This window comes from Stenotrophomonas bentonitica (assembly GCF_002887735.1).
In the GTDB taxonomy this organism is placed as follows: domain Bacteria; phylum Pseudomonadota; class Gammaproteobacteria; order Xanthomonadales; family Xanthomonadaceae; genus Stenotrophomonas; species Stenotrophomonas bentonitica_A.
Map to the genome: position 1 here is coordinate 122,891 of NZ_PKQP01000002.1, position 22,447 is coordinate 145,337.

At 67.3% G+C, this 22,447-nt stretch carries 15 protein-coding genes and 1 tRNA gene; 15 read left to right on the plus strand and 1 reads right to left on the minus strand.

Going from position 1 to position 22,447, the window contains the following annotated elements; genetic code table 11:
- Nucleotides 1–14 precede the first annotated feature (14 nt).
- From C0R07_RS04945 to C0R07_RS04970, 6 genes are all read left to right on the plus strand, one after another.
- Nucleotides 15–1,724 carry a DUF5597 domain-containing protein gene (locus tag C0R07_RS04945; RefSeq protein WP_102788309.1) on the plus strand — a complete coding sequence of 570 codons (1,710 nt, stop codon included), beginning with the start codon at nt 15–17 and terminating at the stop codon, nt 1,722–1,724.
- Between the two features lie 46 nt (nt 1,725–1,770).
- Entirely contained in the window at nt 1,771–4,617 is a 2,847-nt protein-coding gene (locus C0R07_RS04950; protein ID WP_102788310.1) for a TIM-barrel domain-containing protein, read from the plus strand.
- 101 nt (nt 4,618–4,718) lie between these two features.
- Nucleotides 4,719–7,097 (plus strand): glycoside hydrolase family 95 protein, encoded by a 2,379-nt coding sequence (locus C0R07_RS04955; RefSeq protein WP_102788311.1) that lies wholly within the window; start codon nt 4,719–4,721, stop codon nt 7,095–7,097.
- Entirely contained in the window at nt 7,094–8,617 is a 1,524-nt protein-coding gene (gene xylB / locus C0R07_RS04960) for a xylulokinase (protein ID WP_102788312.1), read from the plus strand. Before C0R07_RS04955 ends, xylB begins: the two co-directional genes overlap by 4 nt.
- Nucleotides 8,614–9,954, plus strand: coding sequence for a xylose isomerase (xylA, locus tag C0R07_RS04965; protein ID WP_102788313.1), 1,341 nt, complete (start codon nt 8,614–8,616; stop codon nt 9,952–9,954). Before xylB ends, xylA begins: the two co-directional genes overlap by 4 nt.
- A gap of 31 nt (nt 9,955–9,985) precedes the next feature.
- On the plus strand, nt 9,986–11,416 hold the full coding sequence (locus tag C0R07_RS04970; RefSeq protein ID WP_019183278.1) for a sugar porter family MFS transporter: 1,431 nt from the start codon (nt 9,986–9,988) through the stop codon (nt 11,414–11,416).
- A 148-nt stretch (nt 11,417–11,564) separates the two neighbouring features.
- On the opposite strand, the gene C0R07_RS04975 is transcribed toward C0R07_RS04970, so the two are convergent.
- Nucleotides 11,565–11,639: transfer RNA gene (locus tag C0R07_RS04975), tRNA-Glu, on the minus strand.
- A gap of 50 nt (nt 11,640–11,689) precedes the next feature.
- Between C0R07_RS04975 and pcnB the strand changes: the two genes are divergently transcribed.
- The 9 genes from pcnB to C0R07_RS05020 all read left to right on the plus strand — a co-directional run bounded on the left by pcnB (nt 11,690) and on the right by C0R07_RS05020 (nt 22,443).
- The gene (gene pcnB / locus C0R07_RS04980) at nt 11,690–13,057 is read left to right on the plus strand and encodes a polynucleotide adenylyltransferase PcnB (RefSeq protein WP_070470603.1); all 1,368 of its coding nucleotides are present in this window, start codon (nt 11,690–11,692) and stop codon (nt 13,055–13,057) included.
- A 3-nt stretch (nt 13,058–13,060) separates the two neighbouring features.
- Nucleotides 13,061–13,549 (plus strand): 2-amino-4-hydroxy-6-hydroxymethyldihydropteridine diphosphokinase, encoded by a 489-nt coding sequence (folK, locus tag C0R07_RS04985; protein WP_070470601.1) that lies wholly within the window; start codon nt 13,061–13,063, stop codon nt 13,547–13,549.
- 31 nt (nt 13,550–13,580) lie between these two features.
- A complete protein-coding gene (gene panB, locus C0R07_RS04990) occupies nt 13,581–14,396 on the plus strand; it encodes a 3-methyl-2-oxobutanoate hydroxymethyltransferase (RefSeq protein WP_019183275.1) in 816 nt (271 codons plus the stop codon).
- Complete coding sequence (gene panC, locus C0R07_RS04995; RefSeq protein WP_019183274.1) at nt 14,393–15,235, plus strand: pantoate--beta-alanine ligase; 843 nt, start codon at nt 14,393–14,395, stop codon at nt 15,233–15,235. The genes panB and panC overlap by 4 nt, the downstream gene beginning before the upstream one ends.
- A 194-nt stretch (nt 15,236–15,429) precedes the next feature.
- Nucleotides 15,430–15,858 carry a hypothetical protein gene (locus C0R07_RS05000; RefSeq protein ID WP_254427781.1) on the plus strand — a complete coding sequence of 143 codons (429 nt, stop codon included), beginning with the start codon at nt 15,430–15,432 and terminating at the stop codon, nt 15,856–15,858.
- 97 nt (nt 15,859–15,955) lie between these two features.
- The gene (gene panD / locus C0R07_RS05005; protein ID WP_019183273.1) at nt 15,956–16,336 is read left to right on the plus strand and encodes an aspartate 1-decarboxylase; all 381 of its coding nucleotides are present in this window, start codon (nt 15,956–15,958) and stop codon (nt 16,334–16,336) included.
- Nucleotides 16,333–17,847, plus strand: coding sequence for a glucose-6-phosphate isomerase (pgi, locus tag C0R07_RS05010; RefSeq protein WP_102788315.1), 1,515 nt, complete (start codon nt 16,333–16,335; stop codon nt 17,845–17,847). The genes panD and pgi overlap by 4 nt, the downstream gene beginning before the upstream one ends.
- Before the next feature lie 336 nt (nt 17,848–18,183).
- The gene (locus tag C0R07_RS05015) at nt 18,184–20,784 is read left to right on the plus strand and encodes a glycoside hydrolase family 3 protein (RefSeq protein WP_102788316.1); all 2,601 of its coding nucleotides are present in this window, start codon (nt 18,184–18,186) and stop codon (nt 20,782–20,784) included.
- 96 nt (nt 20,785–20,880) lie between these two features.
- On the plus strand, nt 20,881–22,443 hold the full coding sequence (locus tag C0R07_RS05020; protein WP_102788317.1) for a sodium/sugar symporter: 1,563 nt from the start codon (nt 20,881–20,883) through the stop codon (nt 22,441–22,443).
- Nucleotides 22,444–22,447: the final 4 nt, after the last annotated feature.

Genomic DNA, 22,447 nt, shown 5'->3' on the forward strand with positions numbered 1-22,447 from the left:
CAAGGACCCCGTGCATGTCTCCGACCACATACCCGCTTCCGCTGTTCCCGCGCCGCCTGCTGCTGCCGGCCGCCTTGTTCTGTCTGCTGGCCGCCTGTGAGCAGGAACCGACGCCGACACCGGCCGATGGCGCCACGGCTGCACAGCCTTCCGCGACAGGCAAACCGGCGACGACCGATGACGCCAGGCAGGCGCCGATCCCACAGTTCACCAGCAAGGATGGCAGGCATGCGCTGCTGGTGGATGGCGAGCCCTTCCTGGTGCTGGGCGCGCAAGTCAACAACTCCAGCAACTACGCCGCAGCGCTGGAGGCAGTGTGGCCGGCGGTGAAGATCATCGGTGCCAATACGGTGCAGGTGCCGATCGCCTGGGAGCAGATCGAGCCGGAGGAAGGCAAGTTCGATTTCACCTTCGTCGATACGCTGCTGCAGCAGGCGCGTGAACACCACGTGCGCTTGGTGCTGCTGTGGTTTGCCACCTGGAAGAACAACGGCCCGGCCTACGCGCCGCGCTGGGTGAAGACCGATAACACCCGCTTCCCCCGCGTGATCACCCGCGACGGGCGCAGCATCGGTTCGCTGTCGCCGCACGCCCCGGCCACGCTGGAGGCGGATCGCAGGGCCTTCGTTGCCTTCATGCAGCATCTCAAGGCGGCCGATCCACAGCGCACGGTGATCATGGTGCAGCCGGAGAACGAGCCGGGCACCTATGGCAGCGTCCGCGATTTCTCGCCGATGGCGCAGCAACTGTTCGACGGCCCGGTGCCGGCCGAACTGCTGCAGAAGCTCGGCAAGTCACCCGGCACCTGGGCACAGGTGTTCGGTGCCGATGCCGATGAGTTCTTCCATGCCTGGTCGATCGGGCGCTTCATCGATCAGGTCACTGAAGCAGGCAAGGCGGTGTACCCGCTGCCGATGTACGTCAACGGCGCGCTGCGCGGGCCGTTCAACCCCGGCCAGCCGGGCCAGTACGCCAGCGGCGGCCCGACCGACAACGTGCTCGATGTGTGGAAGGCCGCCGGGCCCCATATCGATTTCCTGGCCCCGGACATCTACATGCCCGAGTACCGCATGTACACCACGGTGCTGGCGCGCTATGCGCGGCCGGACAATGCGCTGTTCGTCGCCGAGACCGGCAACGCGCCACCGTATGCACGCTACCTGTTCCCGACGCTGGGCCATGACGGCATCGGCTGGTCCACGTTCGGCATCGATTTCAGCCACTACAGCAACTATCCGCTGGGCGCGAAGAAGGTGGACGAGGCAACACTGGCGCCGTTCGCCACGGGCTTCCAGCTGGTCAGCCTGGGCATGCGCCAGTTCGCCAAGGCCTCGGCCGAAGGCAAGCTGCATGGCGTGGCCGAAGAAGCCGGCCAGGCCGTGCAGGACGTGCCGCTCAATGCGCGCTGGCGCGCCACCGTCACCTATGGCGTGTCGCAGTTCTGGTTCCAGGGCCAGCCGCCGGGCAATCCCGAGCCGATCGGCAGTGCGCTGATCGCCGAACTTGGCCCGGACGAATTCCTGATCACCGCCCAGCACGCGCGGGTCACCCTGCACCCGGCCGGAGAGGCCACCGCGAACATGGTGCTCGATCGTGTCGAGGAAGGGTTCTACAAGGATGGCCAGTGGCAGTTCCAGCGCAACTGGAACGGCGACCAGACCGATTACGGCTTGAACTTCACCACTGCGCCGCAGCTGCTCAAGGTCACGCTGGCGACGTATTGAACCGGGGGTGCCCGCACCCGCGCAACGAATGAGAAGGGAGCACTGAATGCGTTACATGAGCGTACTGAGCGTGCCGCTGCTGGCATTGCTGGCGTCACCGGCGATGGCCCAGAGCCATCGCGTGCTGGACAACGGTGTGGTGGTGGTGCCGGCCCAGGCCGGCGCGGCCCAGGTCCGGCTGGAACTGGTGGACGACAACATCGTGCGGGTCAGCGCCGATCCGGACGGCGACTTCAAGCGCACCCCCAGCCTGATGCGTGTCCCCGTGCAGGGGAAGCCGCGCTTCACGGTGGAGCAGGGCGGCGGCAACGTGCGCCTGGTTGCCGCCGGCATCAGCGCGGAGATCTCCGAAGCCGATGGCCATGTCAGCTTCCGCGATGCCGAAGGCAAGCCGCTGCTGGCCGAGCGCGCCGGTGGCCGCAGCTTCAGCCCGCTCAGCGTGGAAGGCAAGGCGTACTACAGCGTGCGCCAGCGCTTCGAGTCGCCCAGCGATGAGGCGATCTACGGGTTCGGCCAGCACCAGCAGGGCTGGATGAACCAGAAGGGGCGCGACGTCGAGCTGCTCCAGGGCAACATCGACATGGCGGTGCCGTTCATCGTCTCCAGCCGCAATTACGGTCTGCTCTGGGACAACAATGCGATCACCCGGCTGGGTGACCCGCGTGGGCTGCAGCCGCTGCAGTCTTCCCTTCAGGTGTTCGATGCCAAGGGCAAGGCCGGCGCCTTGACCGCCCGCTACATCGTCGATGGCAAGACCCGCGTCGAGCGTCGCGAGCCGGAGGTGAACTACCAGTACATCAAGGACCTCACCGCGTTCCCGGCCAAGGGCAGGAACGCGGCTGCGGGTGGGCGCTCGCAGGTGGTCTGGGACGGCGCGATCGAGGCGAAGACCGCCGGTCGCCATACCTTCTCCCTGTACGGCAGCGAATACATCAAGCTGTATGTGGACGGCAAGCTGGTGATCGATCGCTGGCGCCAGAACTGGAACCCGTGGCATCACGAGTTCGCGCTCGAACTCACGCCCGGCACCCGCCACCAGATCAAGGTCGAGTGGGACCTGATCGACCCCAGCTACATCGCGCTGCTGCACCGTGATCCGCTGCCGCAGGCCGAAGCGGCCGATCTCTCGCTGTGGTCCGAAGCCGGGCAGATGGTCGACTACTACGTGGTCGCCGGCGGCAACGCCGATCAGGTGATCGCCGGCTATCGCGAACTCACCGGCAAGGCCGTGATGCTGCCCAAGTGGGCGTACGGCTTCTGGCAGAGCCGCGAGCGTTACAAGAGCCAGGATGAACTCCTCGGCGTGCTGGACGAGTACCGCCGCCGCAAGCTGCCGATCGACAACATCGTACTGGACTGGTCGTACTGGCCGGAGGATGCCTGGGGCTCGCACGACTTCGACGCCACCCACTTCCCCGATCCGGGTGGCATGGTCAAGCACATCCATGACCAGCACGCGCAGGTCATGATTTCGGTGTGGCCGAAGTTCTACCCGACCACGGCCAACTACAAGGAACTGGACGCGGCCGGCTTCATGTACCAGCGCAACGTCGAGGTGGGCGAGCTGGACTGGATCGGCAAGGGCTACAAGAACTCGTTCTATGATCCGTATGCGGCCAAGGCGCAGCAGATCTACTGGCGCCAGATCAACGAGAAGCTGAACAGCAAGGGCTTCGATGCCTGGTGGATGGACGCCGACGAACCGGACGTGCACTCCAATCTGGATATCGGTGAGCGCAAGGCACGTACCACGCCGACCGCGCTTGGCCCGTCCACCGAGTTCTTCAACTCGTATCCGCTGCCCCACACCCAGGGCGTGTATGAAGGGGATCGCGCCGCCGATGGCCAGCGTGTCTTCATCCTCTCGCGCAAGGGCTATGCCGGCACCCAGCGCAACGCCGTGGCGGTGTGGAGCGGGGATATCGTGTCGCGCTGGGATGACATGCTCGAACAGGTCTCGGCCGGCGTGAATACCGCCATGTCCGGCCTGCCCAACTGGACCTTCGACATCGGCGGCTTCTCCACCGAGAAGCGGTATTCCGAAGAGGATCCGGCGCACCTGCCCGAGTGGCGCGAACTGAATACCCGCTGGTTCCAGTTCGGTGCGTTCGTGCCGCTGTTCCGCTCGCATGGGCAGTACCCGTTCCGTGAAATCTGGAACATCGCGCCGGAAGGCACGCCGTACTACGACAGCATGGTGTACTACAGCCGCCTGCGTTACACGCTGCTGCCCTACATCTACACCCTGGCCGCGGACACGTGGCACCGCGACGGCAGCATCATGCGCGGCCTGCCGATGGACTTCCCGTCGGATCCGGCGGTCCGGGACATCAACGACCAGTACCTGTTCGGGCCATCGCTTCTGGTCGCCCCGGTCACCACGTTCGGCGCGACCTCGCGCAAGGTGTACCTGCCGGCCGGCACCACCTGGCTGGATTACTACACCGGCCAGCGCCTGCAGGGTGGCCAGACCATCGATGCCGCCGCGCCACTGGAACGCATCCCGCTGTACGTGCGCGCGGGCGCGATCATTCCAACCGGCCCGGTGCAGCAGTACGTGGATGAGCAGCCGGATGCGCCGCTGACGGTGGTGGTCTACACCGGTGCGGACGGTGCCTTCTCGCTGTACGAGGACGACGGCCGCAGCTATGGCTATGAGAAGGGGCAGTTCAGTCGTATCCCGCTGCAGTGGAACCAGGCCACGCGCGAACTGCGCATCGGCAAGCGCGAAGGCCAGTGGAAGGGCATGCAGGCGCAGCGCACGATCCAGGTCCGCTTCGTGGATGGACTACGTGCCGATGCCGGTGCGCTGGCCCCGGCCATCGACCAGACCGTGCGCTACGACGGCAAGGCGGTGGTCGTGCCGCAGCGCAAGATGGCAGCCGCGCGCTGATCGCCTACGATGCGGATGACTACCGGTGGACATTTCGCCTTGGAGGGCGTTGAAGTGGCAGCAGGCAGCGCGGGCAAGCCAATGCAGAGCAGGGTGATGCTGTGGAACTGAGCCGTCGCGGTCTGTTCAAAGCGCTCGGGGCCGGGCTGACCCTGTCCGCGACCGGGTGGTCGGCGCAGGCCGGTGCGGTGCCAGGGGCTGCAGCGCGGGGCGACGCCGCTGGGGCGACAGGCGACGCCCTGCAGCTCTGGTACCGCGCGCCCGCCACCGAGTGGGTGCAGGCGCTGCCGACCGGGAACGGTCGATTGGGCGCGATGGTCTGGGGCGGAGTCGCGCACGAACGGATCGGCCTCAACGAGGACACCCTGTATGCCGGGGGGCCCTACGATGCGACCAGTCCGGAGGCCCTGGCAGCCCTGCCGGAGGTGCGCGCGCTGGTCTTCGCCGGGCGTTACGCCGAGGCCGAAGCATTGGCCGACGCAAAGCTGCTGTCGCGGCCTGCCAAGCAGATGCCGTATCAGCCGCTGGCCGATCTGCTGCTGGATTTCGACCGTGCCGACCATATCGACGGGTATCGCCGGTCGCTGGATCTGGACACGGCCGTGGCGACCACCGAATTCCGCAGCGGCGGCGCCTGGCACCGGCGCGAGGTGTTCGTGTCCGAACCGGACCAGTGCATCGTGGTGCGGCTCAGCGCCGACCTGCCGGGCCGGGTCTCGCTGCGGCTGGGCGTGGACAGCCCGCAGGCGGGCGAGGTAGCCGCCGACGAGGGCGGTCTGCTGTTCCACGGGCACAATGCGGGCTTCGCCGGTGTTGAAGGCAGGCTGCGCTTTGCGCTGCGGGTGCAGCCGCGACTGCGCGGTGGCACGCTGCGGGTCGCACGCGATCGCCTGCAGGTGGAAGGTGCCGACGAACTGGTGCTGGTGCTGACGGCCGCCACCAGCTTCCGCCGTTTCGACGACGTCAGTGGGGATCCGCAGGCGCTCACCGCGGCGCACCAGTCGCAGGCTGATGCCCATGATTATCCGGCGCTGCTGGCGCGCCATCTGGCCGCGCACCAGGCGCTGTTCCGGCGCGTGTCGATCGATCTGGGCAGCACGCCGGCCGCGCAGCTGCCGACCGATCAGCGCGTGCAGGCCTTCGCCAGCGGCAACGATCCGGCGCTGGCCGCCCTGTATCACCAGTATGGGCGCTACCTGTTGATCTGCAGTTCGCGGCCCGGCTCGCAGCCGGCCAACCTGCAGGGCGTGTGGAACGACCTCATGGCACCACCGTGGGAGAGCAAGTACACGATCAACATCAATACCGAAATGAACTACTGGCCCAGCGAGGCCAATGCGCTGCACGAATGCGTGCAGCCGCTGGAGGAGATGCTGTTCGACCTGGCCCGCACCGGCGCGGTCACGGCGCGTCGCATCTACGATGCCCCGGGCTGGGTGGTGCACAACAATACCGACCTGTGGCGCCAGGCGGGCCCGATCGACGGCGCGCAGTGGAGCCTGTGGCCGATGGGCGGTGTCTGGCTGCTGCAGCAGCTGTGGGACCGCTGGGATTACGGCCGCGATCCAGCCTATCTGCGCCGGATCCATCCGCTGTTCAAGGGTGCCGCCGAGTTTTTCGTGGCCACCCTGCAGCGCGACCCGAACACCGGCGCGATGGTCACCAATCCCTCGATCTCGCCTGAGAACCAGCATCCGTTCGGGGCGGCGATATGCGCCGGCCCGGCGATGGACGCGCAGTTGCTGCGCGATCTGTTCGCGCAGTGCATCCAGATCAGTACAGCCCTCGGTGTCGATACGGCCTTCGCTGCGCAGTTGAAGACGCTGCGCGCGCAGTTGCCTGCCGATCGGATCGGCAAGGCCGGGCAGCTGCAGGAGTGGCAGCAGGACTGGGACATGGAGGCGCCGGAAATGCACCACCGGCATGTCTCGCATCTGTATGCGCTGCACCCTTCCAGCCAGATCAACATCCGCGACACCCCCGCACTGGCGGCTGCGGCCAAGCGTTCGCTGCAGATCCGCGGCGACGAGGCGACGGGCTGGGGCATCGGCTGGCGGCTCAACCTGTGGGCGCGGCTGGGCGACGGCGAGCACGCGCTGCAGATCCTGAAGATGCTGCTCTCGCCCGAGCGCACCTACCCGAACCTGTTCGACGCGCATCCGCCGTTCCAGATCGACGGCAATTTCGGCGGCACGGCGGGCATCACCGAAATGCTGCTGCAGAGCTGGGGCGGGTCGATCTTCCTGCTGCCTGCCTTGCCGCAGGCCTGGCCCGACGGCCAGGTGCGTGGCCTGCGCGTGCGCAACGCGGCCGGCGTGGACCTGCACTGGCGCGATGGCCGGCTGCAATCGGCCCTGCTGCGCAGTGAGCGCGGGGGCACCTATCAACTCGTGCATGGCGACAGCACGCTGACCGTGGCGCTGCGCGCCGGCGGCCAGCAGCGCATCGGCCTGCGCGGCAACCAACTGGTGAAGCAATGAGTCTGTATGCAGGGCTGGATGTCGGCACCCAGAGCGTCAAGCTGCTGGCCTATGACCCGGCGCTGGGCGAGGTGGTGGCCACGGTCGCCCGGCCGATGCAGCTGGTCAGCCACGACGATGGCACCCGCGAGCAGCAGGCGCAGTGGTGGATCGATGGCATCATCGCCTGCTTCGCCGAGCTCACGGCCGCGCAGCGTGGCCGCATCCGGGCGATCGGCGTTTCCGGCCAGCAGCACGGCTTCGTCCCGATCAACGCACGTGGCGAGGTGATCGCCCCGGTGAAGCTGTGGTGCGATACCAGTACCGCGGCGGACTGCGAGCCGATCATGGCGGCCGTGGGCGGCACCGCCGCCTGCATCGCGCTGGCCGGCAATCCCATCCTCGCCGGTTACACCGCCTCCAAGCTGCCCTGGACGCGCCGCCATCGTGCGCAGGCCTATGCGGAACTGGACGGCATCCTGCTGCCGCACGACTACATCAACTTCTGGCTGACCGGGCAGCGTTACGCCGAGTACGGTGATGCATCCGGCACCGGCTGGCTGGACGTGCGCCAGCGGCGCTGGTCACCCGAACTGCTGCAGGCGATCGACCCGCAGCGCGACCTGGCCGCGCTGCTGTCGCCGCTGGTTCCTCTGGAAACGACCTTCCCCCTGGCGCCGCGGATCGCCGCACTGCTGGGTCTGCCGGCCGACGTGCAGGTCTCCACCGGCGGCGGCGACAACATGATGGCGGCGCTGGGCACCGGCAATGTTGCAGCAGGGCGGCTGACCATGAGCCTGGGCACGTCCGGCACGCTGTTCGCGTATGCCGACCACCCGGTGGTCGACGACGCCGGACGCTGGGCTGCGTTCTGCTCCTCCAGTGGCGGTTGGTTGCCGCTGATCTGCACCATGAACTGCACCGTCGCCACCGAGCGCATGGCGACGCTGTTCGACCTCCCGCGCGGCGGTGGCGAGGCGCTGATGGCGCAGACCGAACCCGGCGCCGGCGGGCTGGTGATGCTGCCGTACTTCAACGGCGAGCGCACCCCCGACCTGCCCAACGCGCGCGCCTGCCTGCACGGCATGGACCTGCACAACACCACGCCGGCGCACTTCTATCGCGCCGCGATGGAAGGCGCCACCTACAGCCTGCGCAACGGCTATGACGCCTTCACCAGCGCGGGCCTGTCCTTCGACACCGTGCTGCTCACCGGCGGCGGCAGCAACAGTGCGGCATGGCGGCAATTGATCGCCGATGTGTTCGATCTGTCGGTGAAGGTGCCCACCCAGGCTGAAGGCGCGGCCTTCGGCGCGGCGCTGCAGGCGCTGTGGGCCTCGCAGCACGGGCAGGGCGGAAGCGACAGCCTGGCCGCAACCGTCGATGCGCATGTGCGTTTCGATGCGGCGCTGTCGGCCACCCCGGATCCGCACACTGTGCCGCGTTACGCAGAACACTACCGGCGTTTCCTCCACCATCTTTCCGAGGTTGGTCCGCTGCTGCGCACCGACCCGTCACCACCGCAAGGATCCGAGCAATGAGCACCTCCGTTTACATCGGCGCAAAGGAATACTTCCCCGGCATCGGCCGCATCCCGTTCGAGGGACGCGACTCGGACAATCCGCTGGCCTACAAGGTGTACGACGCGGACAAGCGCGTGGGCGGCAAGACCATGGCCGAGCACCTGCGCTTCGCGGTGGCGTACTGGCACAGCTTCTGCGCGAGCGGGCATGACCCGTTCGGCCCGGGCACCCGGGTGTATCCGTGGGACGCAGGCAATACCCCGCTGGCGCGCGCGGAAGCCAAGGCCGATGCCGCGTTCGAATTCATCACCAAGCTGGGCGTGCCGTACTACTGCTTCCATGACATCGATCTGGCGCCGGACGCCGACGATATCACCGAGTACGAGGCCAACCTGCAGCACATGGTCGGCATTGCCGGCGAGCGCCAGAAGGCGACCGGGGTCAAGCTGCTGTGGGGCACCGCCAACCTGTTCTCGCACCCGCGCTACATGAATGGTGCCTCGACCAATCCGGACTTCGCCGTGGTTGCCCGCGCCGCGGTGCAGGTCAAGGCCGCGCTGGAGGCCACCGTGGCCCTGGGCGGCGAAAACTACGTGTTCTGGGGCGGTCGCGAGGGTTATGCCTGCCTGTACAACACCGACATGAAGCGCGAGAAGGACAACATGGCGCGCTTCCTCACGCTGGCCCGCGACCACGGGCGCAGCATCGGCTTCACCGGCAATTTCCTGATCGAGCCCAAGCCGATGGAGCCGATGAACCACCAGTACGATTTCGACAGCGCCACCGTGGTCGGCTTCCTGCGCGAGCACGGCCTGGACAAGGATTTCAAACTCAACATCGAGGCCAACCATGCCACGTTGTCGGGGCATACCTTTGCCCATGACCTGCAGGTCGCCTCCGATGCCGGCCTGCTCGGCAGCATCGACGCCAACCGCGGCAACCCGCAGAACGGCTGGGACACCGATCAGTTCCCGACCGACCTGTACGACACCGTCGGGGCGATGCTGGTCGTGCTGCGCCAGGGTGGCCTGGCCCCGGGCGGGTTCAACTTCGATGCCAAGGTGCGCCGCGAGTCGTCCGCGCCGGAAGATCTGTTCGAGGCCCACATCGGCGGCATGGATGCGTTCGCACGCGGCCTGGAGGTGGCGCATGCCCTGATCGAGACCTCGCCGCTGGAAGGCTGGCGCCAGGATCGCTACGCCAGTTTCAGCAGCGGCGCCGGTGCCGAGTTCGCTGCCGGTCGCAGCAGCCTGGATGCGCTGCGCAGCCTGGCGCTGGCCCAAGGGGAACCGCAGCAGCGCAGCGGCCGCCAGGAAAGGTATGAGAACCTGATCAACCAGTACCTGCTGCGCTGACCCGCCGTCCCCTTCCGACCCAGGTATCACCATGTCCAGTGCTTCGCTCAGCAGTACCCGCGCCGGCAGCGGCGAGAACACCGGCTTCATCGTCCTGATCAGCTGCGTGGCCACCATCGGTGGCTTCCTGTTCGGGTTCGACAGCGGCGTGATCAATGGCACCGTCGATGGCCTCAAGGACACCTTCCAGTCCAGTTCGGCCGGGATCGGTTTCGAGGTCGCCTCGATGCTGCTCGGTTGCGCCATCGGTGCGTTTTTCGCCGGGCGCCTCGGCGACCGGCTCGGCCGCCGGGGGGTACTGATCATCGCCGCGGTGATGTTCCTGTTCTCCGCGCTTGGCGCGGGCGCGGCGCACAGCTCCACGGTGTTCATCATCGCCCGGGTGATCGGCGGCTTCGCGGTCGGCGCGGCCAGCGTGATGTCGCCGGCCTACATCGCCGAGGTGGCATCGGCCCGTTACCGCGGGCGGCTGGCCACGGTGCAGCAGATCGCGATCATCAGCGGCCTGTTCTGTGCCTTCCTGAGCAACTACCTGCTGGCCAAGGCGGCCGGGGCCTCCACCCAGGAACTCTGGCTGGGCCAGGCGGCATGGCGCTGGATGTTCTGGATGCAGGCCATTCCCTCGCTGCTGTTCCTGGGCCTGCTGCTGGTGATCCCGGAGAGCCCGCGCTTTCTGGTGGTCAAAGGGCGCCGTGACCAGGCCCTGGCGGTGCTGACCCGCCTGTACGGACCGGCCGAGGCGCAGGCCAAGATCACCGAGATCGAAGGCTCGCTGTCCCAGGACCAGCACCGGCCAACCTTCTCTGACCTGATCAGCAGGAGCACCGGCAAGCTGCGCCCGATCGTCTGGATCGGTATCGGCCTGGCCGTGTTCCAGCAGCTGGTCGGCATCAATGTCGTCTTCTACTACGGCGCGGTGCTGTGGCAGGCGGTGGGCTTCTCGGAGAATGACGCGCTGCTGATCAATGTGCTGTCCGGCGCGCTCAGCATCGGCGCCTGCCTGATCACCGTGGTCCTGATCGATCGCATCGGCCGCAAGCCTTTGCTGTGGGTGGGCTCGGTCGGCATGGCGATCTCCCTGGCGCTGGTCACCATCGCCTTTGCCAGCGGCTCGCTGGATACCGCCGGCAAGCTGCAGCTGACCGACAACATGGGCGTGCTGGCGCTGGTGGCGGCCAATGTCTACGTGATCTTCTTCAACATGTCCTGGGGCCCGGTCATGTGGGTGATGCTGGGCGAGATGTTCCCCAACCAGATCCGTGGTTCGGGGCTGGCGGTGGCCGGTGCCGCGCAGTGGACCTCCAATTTCGCGATCACCGTGTCCTTCCCGATCCTGCTGGGCAGCATCGGCCTGGCCGGGGCCTACGGCATCTATACGGTCGCGGCGGTGATCTCGGTGTTCTTCGTGCTGCGCTTTGTGAAGGAGACCAAGGGCAAGGAACTGGAGCAGATGGAAGGCTGAACCCCTTCGGAGGTGGCCGGAAGCGTCAGGAAGCCTGGCCGGGGAGGGTGCTCCCCGGCCGATGTCTGCCACGGTGCACGCCGCCAGCCGGGACCCTGAACGCAAAAAACCCCGCCGTGGCGGGGTTTTTGGCTATCTGCACCGCGACTGGTGCTCCCTAGGGGACTCGAACCCCTGTTTTAGCCTTGAGAGGGCCACGTCCTAACCTCTAGACGAAGGGAGCAGGCTTTGTCGCGAACTGCGCAGCGCGCTAGTATATGGACCTAGATGCCATTGGGCAATCCCGAAAACTCAACCGGAAGCGCCAACATCAATTCCTCTGCTACATCACCGTTCAGCCTGCGCGTGATCCCGCGCGATCAGCACAACATCTCCCGCAAGGACATCAGCCCCAACGCCCTGCGCGTTCTGTACCGGCTGCGTGATTCCGGGTTTGCCGGTTACCTGGTCGGCGGCGCCGTCCGCGATCTGCTGGTGAACGGCCACCCCAAGGATTTCGACGTTGCCACCGACGCGACGCCCGAGCAGGTCAAGCAGTTGTTCCGCAACTGCCGGCTGATCGGCCGCCGCTTCCGCCTGGCGCACGTGGTGTTCGGCCGCGAGATCATCGAGGTCGCCACCTTCCGCGCCAACATCGACGATGGCAGCGGCGACCGTGAAATGGAAAACGGCATGCTCGTGCGCGACAACGTGTACGGCAGCATCGAAGACGACGCGATCCGCCGCGACTTCACCTGCAACGCCCTGTACTACGCGATCGAGGATTTCTCGGTGCGCGACTACACCGGCGGCTTTGAAGACGTGCAGGCCCGCCTGATGAAGCTGATCGGCGACCCCGAGCAGCGCTACCGCGAAGACCCGGTGCGCATGCTGCGCGCGGTCCGTTTGGCGGCCAAACTGGGCTTCCAGATCGAAGAGGCGACCGCCGAGCCGCTGCCGCGCCTGGCCAACCTTCTGGCCGAGGCCGCCCCGGCGCGCCTGTTCGAAGAAGTGCTCAAGCTGTTCCTGTCCGGGCACGGCGTGGCCAGCTTCGAAGGCCTGGAGCGCTATGGCCTGCTCGACGTCATGTTCCCGGAAAGCGCCGCAGCGCTGCGCAGCAACCGCAGTGGCGCGTTGCGCCGGATGGTCATCGAAGGCCTGCACAACACCGACCTGCGCGTGGCCAATGACGAGCCGGTGTCGCCGTCGTTCCTGTTCGCGCTGCTGCTGTGGCCGGCCTTCTGCCGCGCCCTGGCCAGCCTGCAGAAGCAGGGTATCGCGCTGGAAGAAGCCCAGCGCCGCGCCGCTGATCGCGTGACCCTTCACCAGCTGACCACGATTGCGCTGCCGCGCCGCTTCTCGCTGCCGATGCAGGAGATCTGGCTGCTGCAGGGGCGCTTCAGTTCGCGCCAGCGCAAGCGGGTGATCCGCACGCTGACCCATCCGCGCTTCCGTGCCGCCTACGACTTCCTGGTCCTGCGCCAGGTCGCCTCCAGCGAGCACGAAGCCGATGTTGCGTTCTGGCGCGAAGCGCAGCTGCAGTCCGGCACGGAGCTGGATTCGGCGCTGGATGCCGCCCAGGCCGATGGCGAGGGCGAAGACGGTGCGCCGCGCAAGCGCCGCCGCCGTCGTCGTCGTCCCGGTGGAGCGGCAGGCGAGTAAGCCGTGACCCTGGCCTGTATCGGACTGGGCGCCAACCTCGGCGACGCTGCGCAGACCCTGCGCGAGGCGTTCCAGGCGCTGGCGGCGCTGCCGCAGACGACGCTGCAGGCGCGCTCGCAGCTGTACAGCACGCCGGCCTGGGGTAACGAAGACCAGCCGGCGTTCGTCAACGCCGCCGCCGTGCTGGACACCACCCTGCCTGCGCCGGCGCTGCTGGAGGCCTTGCTGGAGATCGAGCGCCGCTTCGGGCGTGTCCGTGACCCGGCGGTGCACTGGGGCCCTCGCGCGTTGGACCTGGACGTGCTGCTGTATGGCGAAGACGTCATCGATCTGCCGCAGCTGCAGGTGCCGCACCCGTATCTGCACGCGCGCGCGTTCGCCCTGCTGCCGCTGGCAGAGATCGCGCCGGAGGCCGTCATTCCCGGTCACGGCCGCGTGCGGGATGCTGTGGTGCGGGTCGAGGCCTGCGGGATCGCTTCAATAGGAGGATAATGCGGGGCTTATCGCCACCGGTTATCAGCTCATGAGTACCCACGCAGACAGCAAGCCCTGGACCGTCCCCGCATTGGCGGAGGCCAAGCGCACGGGGCAGAAGCTGGTGATGTTGACCGCATACGATGCCGGCTTCGCGCGCAGCTTCGACGCCAATGGCGTGGACCTGATCCTGATCGGCGACTCCCTGGGCATGGTGGTGCAGGGGCACGACTCGACCTTGCCGGTGACCACCGACGACATGGTCTACCACACCCGCGCCGTGGCCCGCGTGCTGGAGCGCGCGCTGCTGGTGGCCGATCTGCCGTTCGGCGCCGATGCCACCCCCGAGCGCGCGCTGGACGCCTCGCTGCGCCTGCTGCAGGCCGGTGCGGAAATGGTCAAGATCGAAGGTGCCGGCTTCAAGCTGGACATCATCCGTTACCTGGTCGAGCGGGAGATTCCGGTGTGCTCGCACCTGGGCCTGACCCCGCAGTCGGTGCTGCGCCTGGGCGGTTATCGCGTGCAGGGCCGTGGCGACGCCGCCCAGCAGCTGCGCGATGATGCCAAGGCCGTGGTCGCCGCCGGTGCCAGCCTGATCGTCCTGGAATGCGTGCCCACGCCGGTCGCCGGCCTGGTCACCGCCGAGGTCAGCGTGCCCACCATCGGCATCGGCGCCGGCCCGCAGTGCGATGGCCAGGTACTGGTATTGCATGATTTCCTCGGTCTGGACAGCGGCCATCGCCGTCCCAAGTTCGTCAAGGATTTCCTTGCCGAAGGCGGGTCGGTTGCCGGTGCGGTCCGTGCCTACGCCGACGCCGTGCGCGACGGCTCCTTCCCCGACGCAGAACACGCCTACGCCTCATGATCGAAACCGTCACCGAACTGTCCCGTCTGCGCGCCGTCGTCAACGGCTGGAAGCGCGAGGGCCTGCGCGTCGCGCTGGTCCCGACCATGGGCAACCTGCATGCAGGGCATTATTCGCTGGTCACGCTGGCGCGGCAGTACGCCGACCGCGTGGTCTCCAGCGTCTTCGTCAACCCGACCCAGTTCGGCCCGAACGAGGACTTCACCCGCTACCCGCGTACGCCCGAAGCCGATACCACCGGCCTGGAGCAGGCCGGCTGCGATGTGCTGTGGTTGCCCACCGTTGAATCGATGTACCCGTTCGGCGTCGAGCTGGCGGCCAGCGTCAACGTGCCGGGCATCAGCGGCCTGCTCGAAGGGGCGCACCGCCCGGGCCATTTCGATGGCGTCTGCACCGTGGTCTCGCGCCTGTTCAACCAGGTCCAGCCGGACGTCGCCGCCTTCGGCAAGAAGGACTACCAGCAGCTGGCGGTGATCCGCCAGATGGTGGAAGACCTGGCCTTCCCGATCCAGATCGTCGGCGGCGACATCGTGCGCGAAGACGACGGCCTGGCGATGAGCTCGCGCAACCAGTACCTCAACGCCGAGCAGCGCCCGGTCTCCACCACCATCCACCAGGTGCTGCTGGGCATGCGCGAGGGCTTCATCGCCGGCAAGAGCCGCAGCCTGATCGAAGCCGAGGCGGCGGCTGCCCTGCAGGCGGCCGGTTTCCAGGTCGACTACGCAGTGGTCCGCCTGCCGGACCTGTCCGAGCCGGCCGATGCCAATGACGGCACCCGCGTGGCCTTGATCGCCGCCCGGATCGGCAACACCCGGTTGATCGACAACCTGGAGTTCTGAGGCCGCTCTCGCGGTACCCACACAGGGCCACCCTCGGGTGGCCCTGTGCGTTTCCGCAGGCGGCTTCCCCGGTGCGGTCAGCCGTGCGGCGCGGGCTGGATTGACAGTGCGCAGCGCGCGCGACGACGATGCGATCGGGGCCGCCGGCCAACGCATGGGCTGGCGTCAAGCGCGTCCACACAGGGGAAGGGCACATGGCGGGAAAGAAACGGCGCTGGGCGGCCATGGTCGGGCTCGGCCGGATGACCGACCGCGAGTACCGCGCCAACATGAACGGCCTGAACATGTTCTTCGGTGCCGTGCTCGGCCTCGCACTGACCGGGGCCGAACAGCTCAACGACCTGCGTTTCGCCGTGGTCCTGACGATGGTGGCCGGTGCGGTCATCTCCATCCTCTACATTTCCTCCAGCCGGCACAGGGCGGCGTATGCCGCATACGCGGTGCTGGTTTCGGCGACCTTCCCCGAGCTGGTGGGGGTGCTCTTCCACGATCCGGACATCGTCCCGGACAAAATCCGACCGACCCTGCTGGTCTGGGCCGGTATGACCATCATGGTGGAGTTCTGGCAGCGCGAGAAGGAGGCTCCGGCGGCCGGGCCGGCCGGGGCTGATCCGGGTGCCTGAACGGATGGCAGCGCGGGACCGGCCTTGCTGGGCCATCCCCTGCCGCCCGCCCCCCGGGTGCTAGAATTTCCCTTTCCTTTACCGTTGTCCCGTTGCCATGCACCTGTCCCTGCTGAAGACCAAGATCCACCGCGCCACCGTCACTCACTCCGAGCTGAACTACGAAGGGTCCATCGCCATCGATGACAACCTGCTGGCCGCGACCGGCATCCGTGAGTTCGAGCAGGTGCACATCTGGGACGTGACCAACGGTGCGCGTTTCTCCACCTATGCCATCCGCGCCGAAGCCGGCAGCGGCGTGGTGTCGCTCAACGGCGGCGCCGCGCGCCACGTGCAGGTGGGCGACATCATCATCATCGCCGCGTTCGCCAGCATGAGCGAAGAAGAAGCTGACAGCTTCAAGCCGAAGTTGGTATATGTGGACGGCAAGAACCAGATCTCCCACACCAACGACACGATCCCGACACAGGCCGCATGACACAACACAACGGATTCGACCCGCTTCATTCCCATGCCCAGCGCCTGCGCGGCGCGAGCATCCCTTCGTTGATCGCCGCCGAACCGGGCCGCGCACAATCGCTGGGCGTGCGGGTCGGTCCGTTGTATGTCAATTTCGCGCGGCAGAAGTACGACCGCGCGGCCTTGGACGCACTGCTGCAGCTGGCTGCCGAGCGCGATGTCGCCGGCGGGTTCCAGCGCCTGTTCCGCGGTGAAACGGTCAACGTGACCGAGGGCCGTGCCGCGCTGCACACCGCGTTGCGCGGCGATGCCAGCGGTGCGCCCGTGGCCGGCGAGGCGTTTGCCACCGCCGCCCAGGTGCGCCAGCAGATGGGCGAGCTGATCGCCGCACTGGAAGCGACCGACATTACCGATATCGTCAGCGTCGGCATCGGCGGCTCGGACCTCGGCCCGCGGCTGGTGGCCGATGCACTGCGCCCGGCCACCGGCGCGCGTTTCCGTGTGCATTTCGTTTCCAACGTCGATGGCGCCGCGATGCAGCGCACGCTCGCCACGCTGGACCCGGCCACCACGGCCGGCATCCTGATCTCCAAGACCTTCGGCACCCAGGAAACCCTGCTCAACGGGCAGATCTTGCACGACTGGCTGGGCGGCAGCGAGCGCCTGTATGCGGTCAGCGCCAACCCCGAGCGGGCGGCCAAGGCCTTCTCGATCGCCGCCGGCCGCGTCCTGCCGATGTGGGACTGGGTGGGCGGGCGCTATTCGCTGTGGTCGGCGGTCGGCTTCCCGATCGCGCTGGCGATCGGCTTCAGCCGCTTCGAGCAGCTGCTCGACGGCGCTGCGCAGATGGACGAACACGCGCTGACCGCGCCGCTGCCGCAGAACCTGCCGGTGCTGCATGCGCTGACCGATATCTGGAACCGCAACCTGCTTGGCCACGCCACGCATGCGGTGATGACCTACGACCAGCGCCTGGCGCTGCTGCCGGCCTACCTGCAGCAGCTGGTGATGGAGAGCCTGGGCAAGCGCGTGCAGCTCGATGGCAGCCCGGTCGCCAGCGACACCGTGCCGGTGTGGTGGGGTGGGGCGGGTACCGATGTGCAGCACAGCTTCTTCCAGGCGCTGCACCAGGGCACGAGCGTGATCCCGGCCGATTTCATCGGCTGCGTGCGCAACGATGATCCCTACGTGGTGAACCACCAGGCGCTGATGGCCAACCTGTTGGCGCAGACCGAGGCGCTGGCCAATGGCCAGGGAAGCGAAGATCCGCACCGCGAGTATCCCGGCGGCCGCCCGAGCACGCTGATCCTGCTCGATGCACTGACCCCGCAGTCGCTCGGTGCGCTGATCGCCATGTACGAACACGCCGTGTACGTGCAGTCGCTGATCTGGAACATCAACGCGTTCGACCAGTTCGGCGTGGAGCTGGGCAAGCAGCTGGCCAGCCAGTTGCTGCCGGCGTTGCAGGGGGAAGCGCATGCGATCACCGACCCGGTGACGCTGGAACTGCTGGGCCGGCTCAAGGGCTGAGCATCGGCCCCACCGCATGACCACGAACCGCCGGCCTGCCCGGCGGTTCTGCGTTCTGGGGCCTGCTGCTGCGCGTCCGGATCTGCGCAGTGCGCACCGACCGGGATACTGCAGCGCAACACGGAAAACGCTGACAGGGCGGAGAGGTATGCCGTGAGCCGCCGGAATTGCAGGGTGGGGCGTCGGTTTGGCTATAGCACAATCCCATATCAGCGCCGGTCGATGGCATAGCCACGCGCCGGATTGACAGCATCGCGCGCAACACCAAAGGTACGTCGTCATGGCGCGGGGAGTCGCGCCATCCGTCTGCTGCTTGTGCGATACCTGGGAGGGTACATGCCGTTGCTTTCGCTTCGCTCCAACCGGCGGTCGATCCGCCACGCTCTCGCGCTGGCCACGTCGGCCACGATGTTGCTGCTGGCCGCTTGCGGCGGTGACCGGCCTGCCGCGACCACGCCATCGCCCACGGCCGCCACCGCGGCCGACGCCATCCACCCGCAGAACTGGCCCGAGCTGGCGTGGCCGCTGGCCGAAGACCCGGCGCTGGAGAAGCGCATCGATGCGTTGATGGCCGGCATGAGCGTCGAGCAGAAGGTCGGGCAGACTGTGCAGGGCGATATCGCCAGCATGACCCCCGACGACGTACGCCGGTACCACATCGGCTCGGTGCTGGCCGGCGGCAACTCCGATCCCGGCGGCAAGTACGACGCGCCGCCGTCGGCATGGCTGGCGCTTGCCGATGCCTACTACGAGGCCTCGCTGGATCCGGCCAGCGGCGGTCCCGGCATCCCGATCATCTTCGGCATCGACGCGGTGCACGGGCAGAGCAATATCGTCGGCGCCACGCTGTTTCCGCACAACATCGGCCTGGGCGCGACCCGCAACCCGGACCTGATGCGCCAGATCGGCCAGGTCACCGCCGTGGAAACACGCACCACCGGCATGGAGTGGACCTTCGCCCCCACCGTGGCGGTGCCGCAGGACGACCGCTGGGGCCGCACCTACGAAGGCTATTCCGAGTCGCCGGCGCTGGTGGCCAGCTTCTCTGGCAAGGTGGTCGAAGGTCTGCAGGGCGTCCCCGGCCAGCCGGGCTTCCTGGACGGGCACCACGTGATCGCCTCGGTCAAGCACTACGCCGGCGATGGTGGCACCACGAACGGCAAGGACCAGGGCGATACCCAGGTCAGCGAAGCGGTGATGCGCGACGTGCATGCGGCCGGTTACCCGCCCGCCATCCAGGCCGGCGCGCAGACGGTGATGGCCTCGTTCAACAGCTTCAACGGCGTCGCCATGCACGGCCACAAGCCGATGCTGACGGACGTGCTGAAGGGCCGCATGCACTTTGGCGGCTTCGTGGTCGGTGACTGGAACGGCCATGGCAAGGTCGCCGGGTGCACCAATGACAACTGCCCGGCCTCGTTCAATGCCGGCGTGGACATGCTCATGGCGCCCGACAGCTGGAAGGGGATCTATGAGAGCAATGTCGCGGCGGTGAAAGCCGGCGTGATCAGCATGGAACGGCTGGACGAGGCCGTGCGTCGCATCCTGCGGGTCAAGCTGCGGCTGGGCCTGTTCGAGGCCGGCAAGCCCTCCACGCGTCCACTCGGCGGCAAGTTCGAGCTGCTCGGCGCGCCGGAACACCGCGCGATCGCGCGCCAGGCGGTACGCGAATCACTGGTGCTGCTGAAGAACCAGGACGGCGTCCTGCCGCTGGCGCCGAAACAGCGCGTGCTGGTCGCCGGGGATGGCGCAGACGACCTGGGCAAGCAGTCCGGTGGCTGGACACTCAATTGGCAGGGCACAGGGACCAAGCGTGCGGACTACCCGAACGCGGACAGCATCTGGGATGGGCTGAAGCAGCAGGTCACCGCCGCCGGTGGCAGCGCCGAGCTGGCGATCGACGGCAGGTACCGCACCAAACCGGATGTCGCGGTGGTGGTGGTGGGCGAGAACCCGTATGCCGAGTTCCAGGGCGATATCGCCACACTGGCCTACAAGCCGGGCGATGACAGCGACCTGCAGCTGATCAAGCGGCTCAGGAGCGAGGGCATCAAGGTGGTCACGGTGTTCCTCAGTGGCCGTCCGCTGTGGGTGAACCGCGAAATCAACGCATCCGACGCCTTCGTTGCCGCCTGGCTGCCGGGCTCGGAAGGGGCCGGCATCGCCGACGTGCTGCTGCGCAAGCCCGACGGCAGCGTGCAGCACGACTTCAAGGGCACGCTCAGCTTCTCCTGGCCGCGTACCGCCGTGCAGTACCAGAACAATGTCGGCCAGAAGGACTACGACCCGCAGTTCGCGTTCGGCTTCGGCCTGCGCTATGCCGACAACGGCAACCTCGCCGCACTGCCGGAAGCCTCGGGCATCACCGGTGAGCAGGGCGATGCCGGCGTGTATTTCAACAAGGGCAAGCCGGCCGCGGGCCTGGCGATGCGCTTGAGCGGGGTCAAACAGTCCGAGCTGCCGGCCCTGACCTTCCCGGCCGTGCTCAGCGATGCCAGCCTGAAAGTGACGGCCGTCGATCACAAGGCGCAGGAAGACGCGCGCCGCCTGCAGTGGTCGGGGAGTGGCAAGGCGGACATGGCGCTGCTGTCGACGCGACCGCTGGATCTCACCCGCGAGAGCAATGGCGATGTGCAGTTGCTGCTGACCGTGCGCCGCAGCGGCACGATCAGCGGGCCGGTGGGGCTGGCGATCGGTTGCGGCCAGGGGTGCGAGGGTCGGCTGGATCTGGCGGCGACGTTGGGCGCGATCGGCGAGGACGAATGGCAGACGATCGGCGTGCCGTTGAAGTGTTTCGCCGCGGCCGGTGCTGACCTGTCGAAGATCGAGCGCCTGCCGGTGCTGGAGTCTTCAAACGCGCTGGACCTGTCGGTATCGCGCATCGCGCTGGGCACCGGCAATGATGCCCAGACCGTGGTCGCCTGTCCGACCCGGTGAGCCACAGGGCCCCTGCCGCTGGGCAGGGGCTGATCGCCGCTGCGCGCCGCACTTGCCGGCACGCGGGCCGGTGCAACGCTGCACAAGGAGCATGACGTGGGATTGGCAACACTCGATGTGGCAATCGTACTGGTCTACCTGGCCGGCATCTTCGTGCTGGCGCAATGGGTCTCGCGTGAGAAGGCCGGGCACAGCAAGAGTGCCGAAGACTATTTCCTGGCCGGGCGCTCGCTGCCGTGGTGGGCGATCGGCGCGTCGCTGATTGCCGCCAACATTTCGGCCGAACAGATCATCGGCATGTCCGGCTCCGGCTACGCGATCGGCCTGGCCATCGCCTCCTACGAATGGATGGCTGCGCTTACCCTGCTGATCGTGGGCAAGTACTTCCTGCCGATCTTCCTGCGCAACGGCATCTACACGATGCCGCAGTTCCTGCAGCAGCGGTACGGCAACAGGATCCGTACGCTGATGGCGGTGTTCTGGCTGGGCCTGTACGTTTTCGTCAACCTGACCTCGATCCTGTGGCTGGGCTCGATCGCGGTGACCGAGGTCACCGGCATGGACCAGATGCTGGCGCTGGTGCTGATCGGCGTGTTCGCGCTGCTCTACCAGTTGTATGGCGGCCTCAAGGCGGTGGCGCTGACCGATATCGTGCAGGTTTCGCTGCTGATCCTCGGTGGCCTGCTGGTGACCGCGCTGACGCTCAACGCGGTGGGCGGCGACGCCGGCATCCCCGGTGGTTTCCAGAAGCTGTGGGACCAGCACCCGGAACACTTCCAGATGATCCTGCACCCGGACAACCCGTTCTACAAAGACCTGCCGGGGTTGAGCGTGTTGATCGGCGGGCTGTGGATCATGAACCTGAGTTACTGGGGCTTCAACCAGTACATCATCCAGCGCGCGCTGGCGGCCAAGGACATCGGCGAGGCGCAGAAGGGCGTGCTGTTCGCGGCCTTCCTGAAGCTGCTGGTGCCGTTGGTGGTCGTGGTGCCGGGGATCGCGGCGGTGGTGCTGGCACCGGATCTGGGCAAGCCGGACCGGGCCTACCCGGCGATGATGAGCCTGCTGCCCAGTGGCATCCTCGGCCTGGTCTTCGCGGCGCTGGTGGCGGCGATCGTGGCGTCGCTGGCGTCCAAGATCAACTCGGTCGCAACCATCTTCACCCTGGATTTCTACGCGAAGGCACGCCCGCAGAGCAGCCAGGCCACGCTGGTGCGCGTGGGTCGCATCGCAGCAACGGTGTCGGTGCTGGTGGCGATCGCCACGGCACGGCCGCTGCTGGGCAGCTTCGACCAGGGCTTCCAGTACATCCAGGAATTCACCGGCTTCTTCACCCCGGGCATCACGGTGATCTTCCTGCTCGGCCTGTTCTGGAAGAAGGCCAGCGAAGCCGGCGCACTGGCCGCGGCCATCGGCTCGTTCGCCTTGTCGATCGTGCTGAAACTGGTGTGGCCGGCGCTGCCGTTCATCGACCGCGTCGGCCTGGTGTTCCTGCTGGCGCTGGTGCTGGCCGTGGTGACGTCGCTGTGGAAGCCGGCGCGCACCGGGCAGGACCTGATCCGTACCGATGACGTGCGCTATGGCACGCCGATGAGTTTCAACATCGGTGGCGCGGCGGTGATCGCGATCCTGATCGCGCTGTACACGGTGTTCTGGTAACCGC

Excerpts from the sequence above, each read along its gene's own strand:
- panC (WP_019183274.1), top strand. The coding sequence starts at position 14,393 with ATGATCGAAACCGTCACCGAACTGTCCCGTCTGCGCGCCGTCGTCAAC.
- pgi (WP_102788315.1), top strand. The coding sequence starts at position 16,333 with ATGACACAACACAACGGATTCGACCCGCTTCATTCCCATGCCCAGCGC.
- C0R07_RS05015 (WP_102788316.1), top strand. The coding sequence starts at position 18,184 with ATGCCGTTGCTTTCGCTTCGCTCCAACCGGCGGTCGATCCGCCACGCT.
- C0R07_RS04950 (WP_102788310.1), top strand. The coding sequence starts at position 1,771 with ATGCGTTACATGAGCGTACTGAGCGTGCCGCTGCTGGCATTGCTGGCG.
- C0R07_RS04970 (WP_019183278.1), top strand. The coding sequence starts at position 9,986 with ATGTCCAGTGCTTCGCTCAGCAGTACCCGCGCCGGCAGCGGCGAGAAC.
- panB (WP_019183275.1), top strand. The coding sequence starts at position 13,581 with ATGAGTACCCACGCAGACAGCAAGCCCTGGACCGTCCCCGCATTGGCG.
- C0R07_RS04945 (WP_102788309.1), top strand. The coding sequence starts at position 15 with ATGTCTCCGACCACATACCCGCTTCCGCTGTTCCCGCGCCGCCTGCTG.
- xylB (WP_102788312.1), top strand. The coding sequence starts at position 7,094 with ATGAGTCTGTATGCAGGGCTGGATGTCGGCACCCAGAGCGTCAAGCTG.
- xylA (WP_102788313.1), top strand. The coding sequence starts at position 8,614 with ATGAGCACCTCCGTTTACATCGGCGCAAAGGAATACTTCCCCGGCATC.
- panD (WP_019183273.1), top strand. The coding sequence starts at position 15,956 with ATGCACCTGTCCCTGCTGAAGACCAAGATCCACCGCGCCACCGTCACT.
- C0R07_RS05000 (WP_254427781.1), top strand. The coding sequence starts at position 15,430 with ATGGCGGGAAAGAAACGGCGCTGGGCGGCCATGGTCGGGCTCGGCCGG.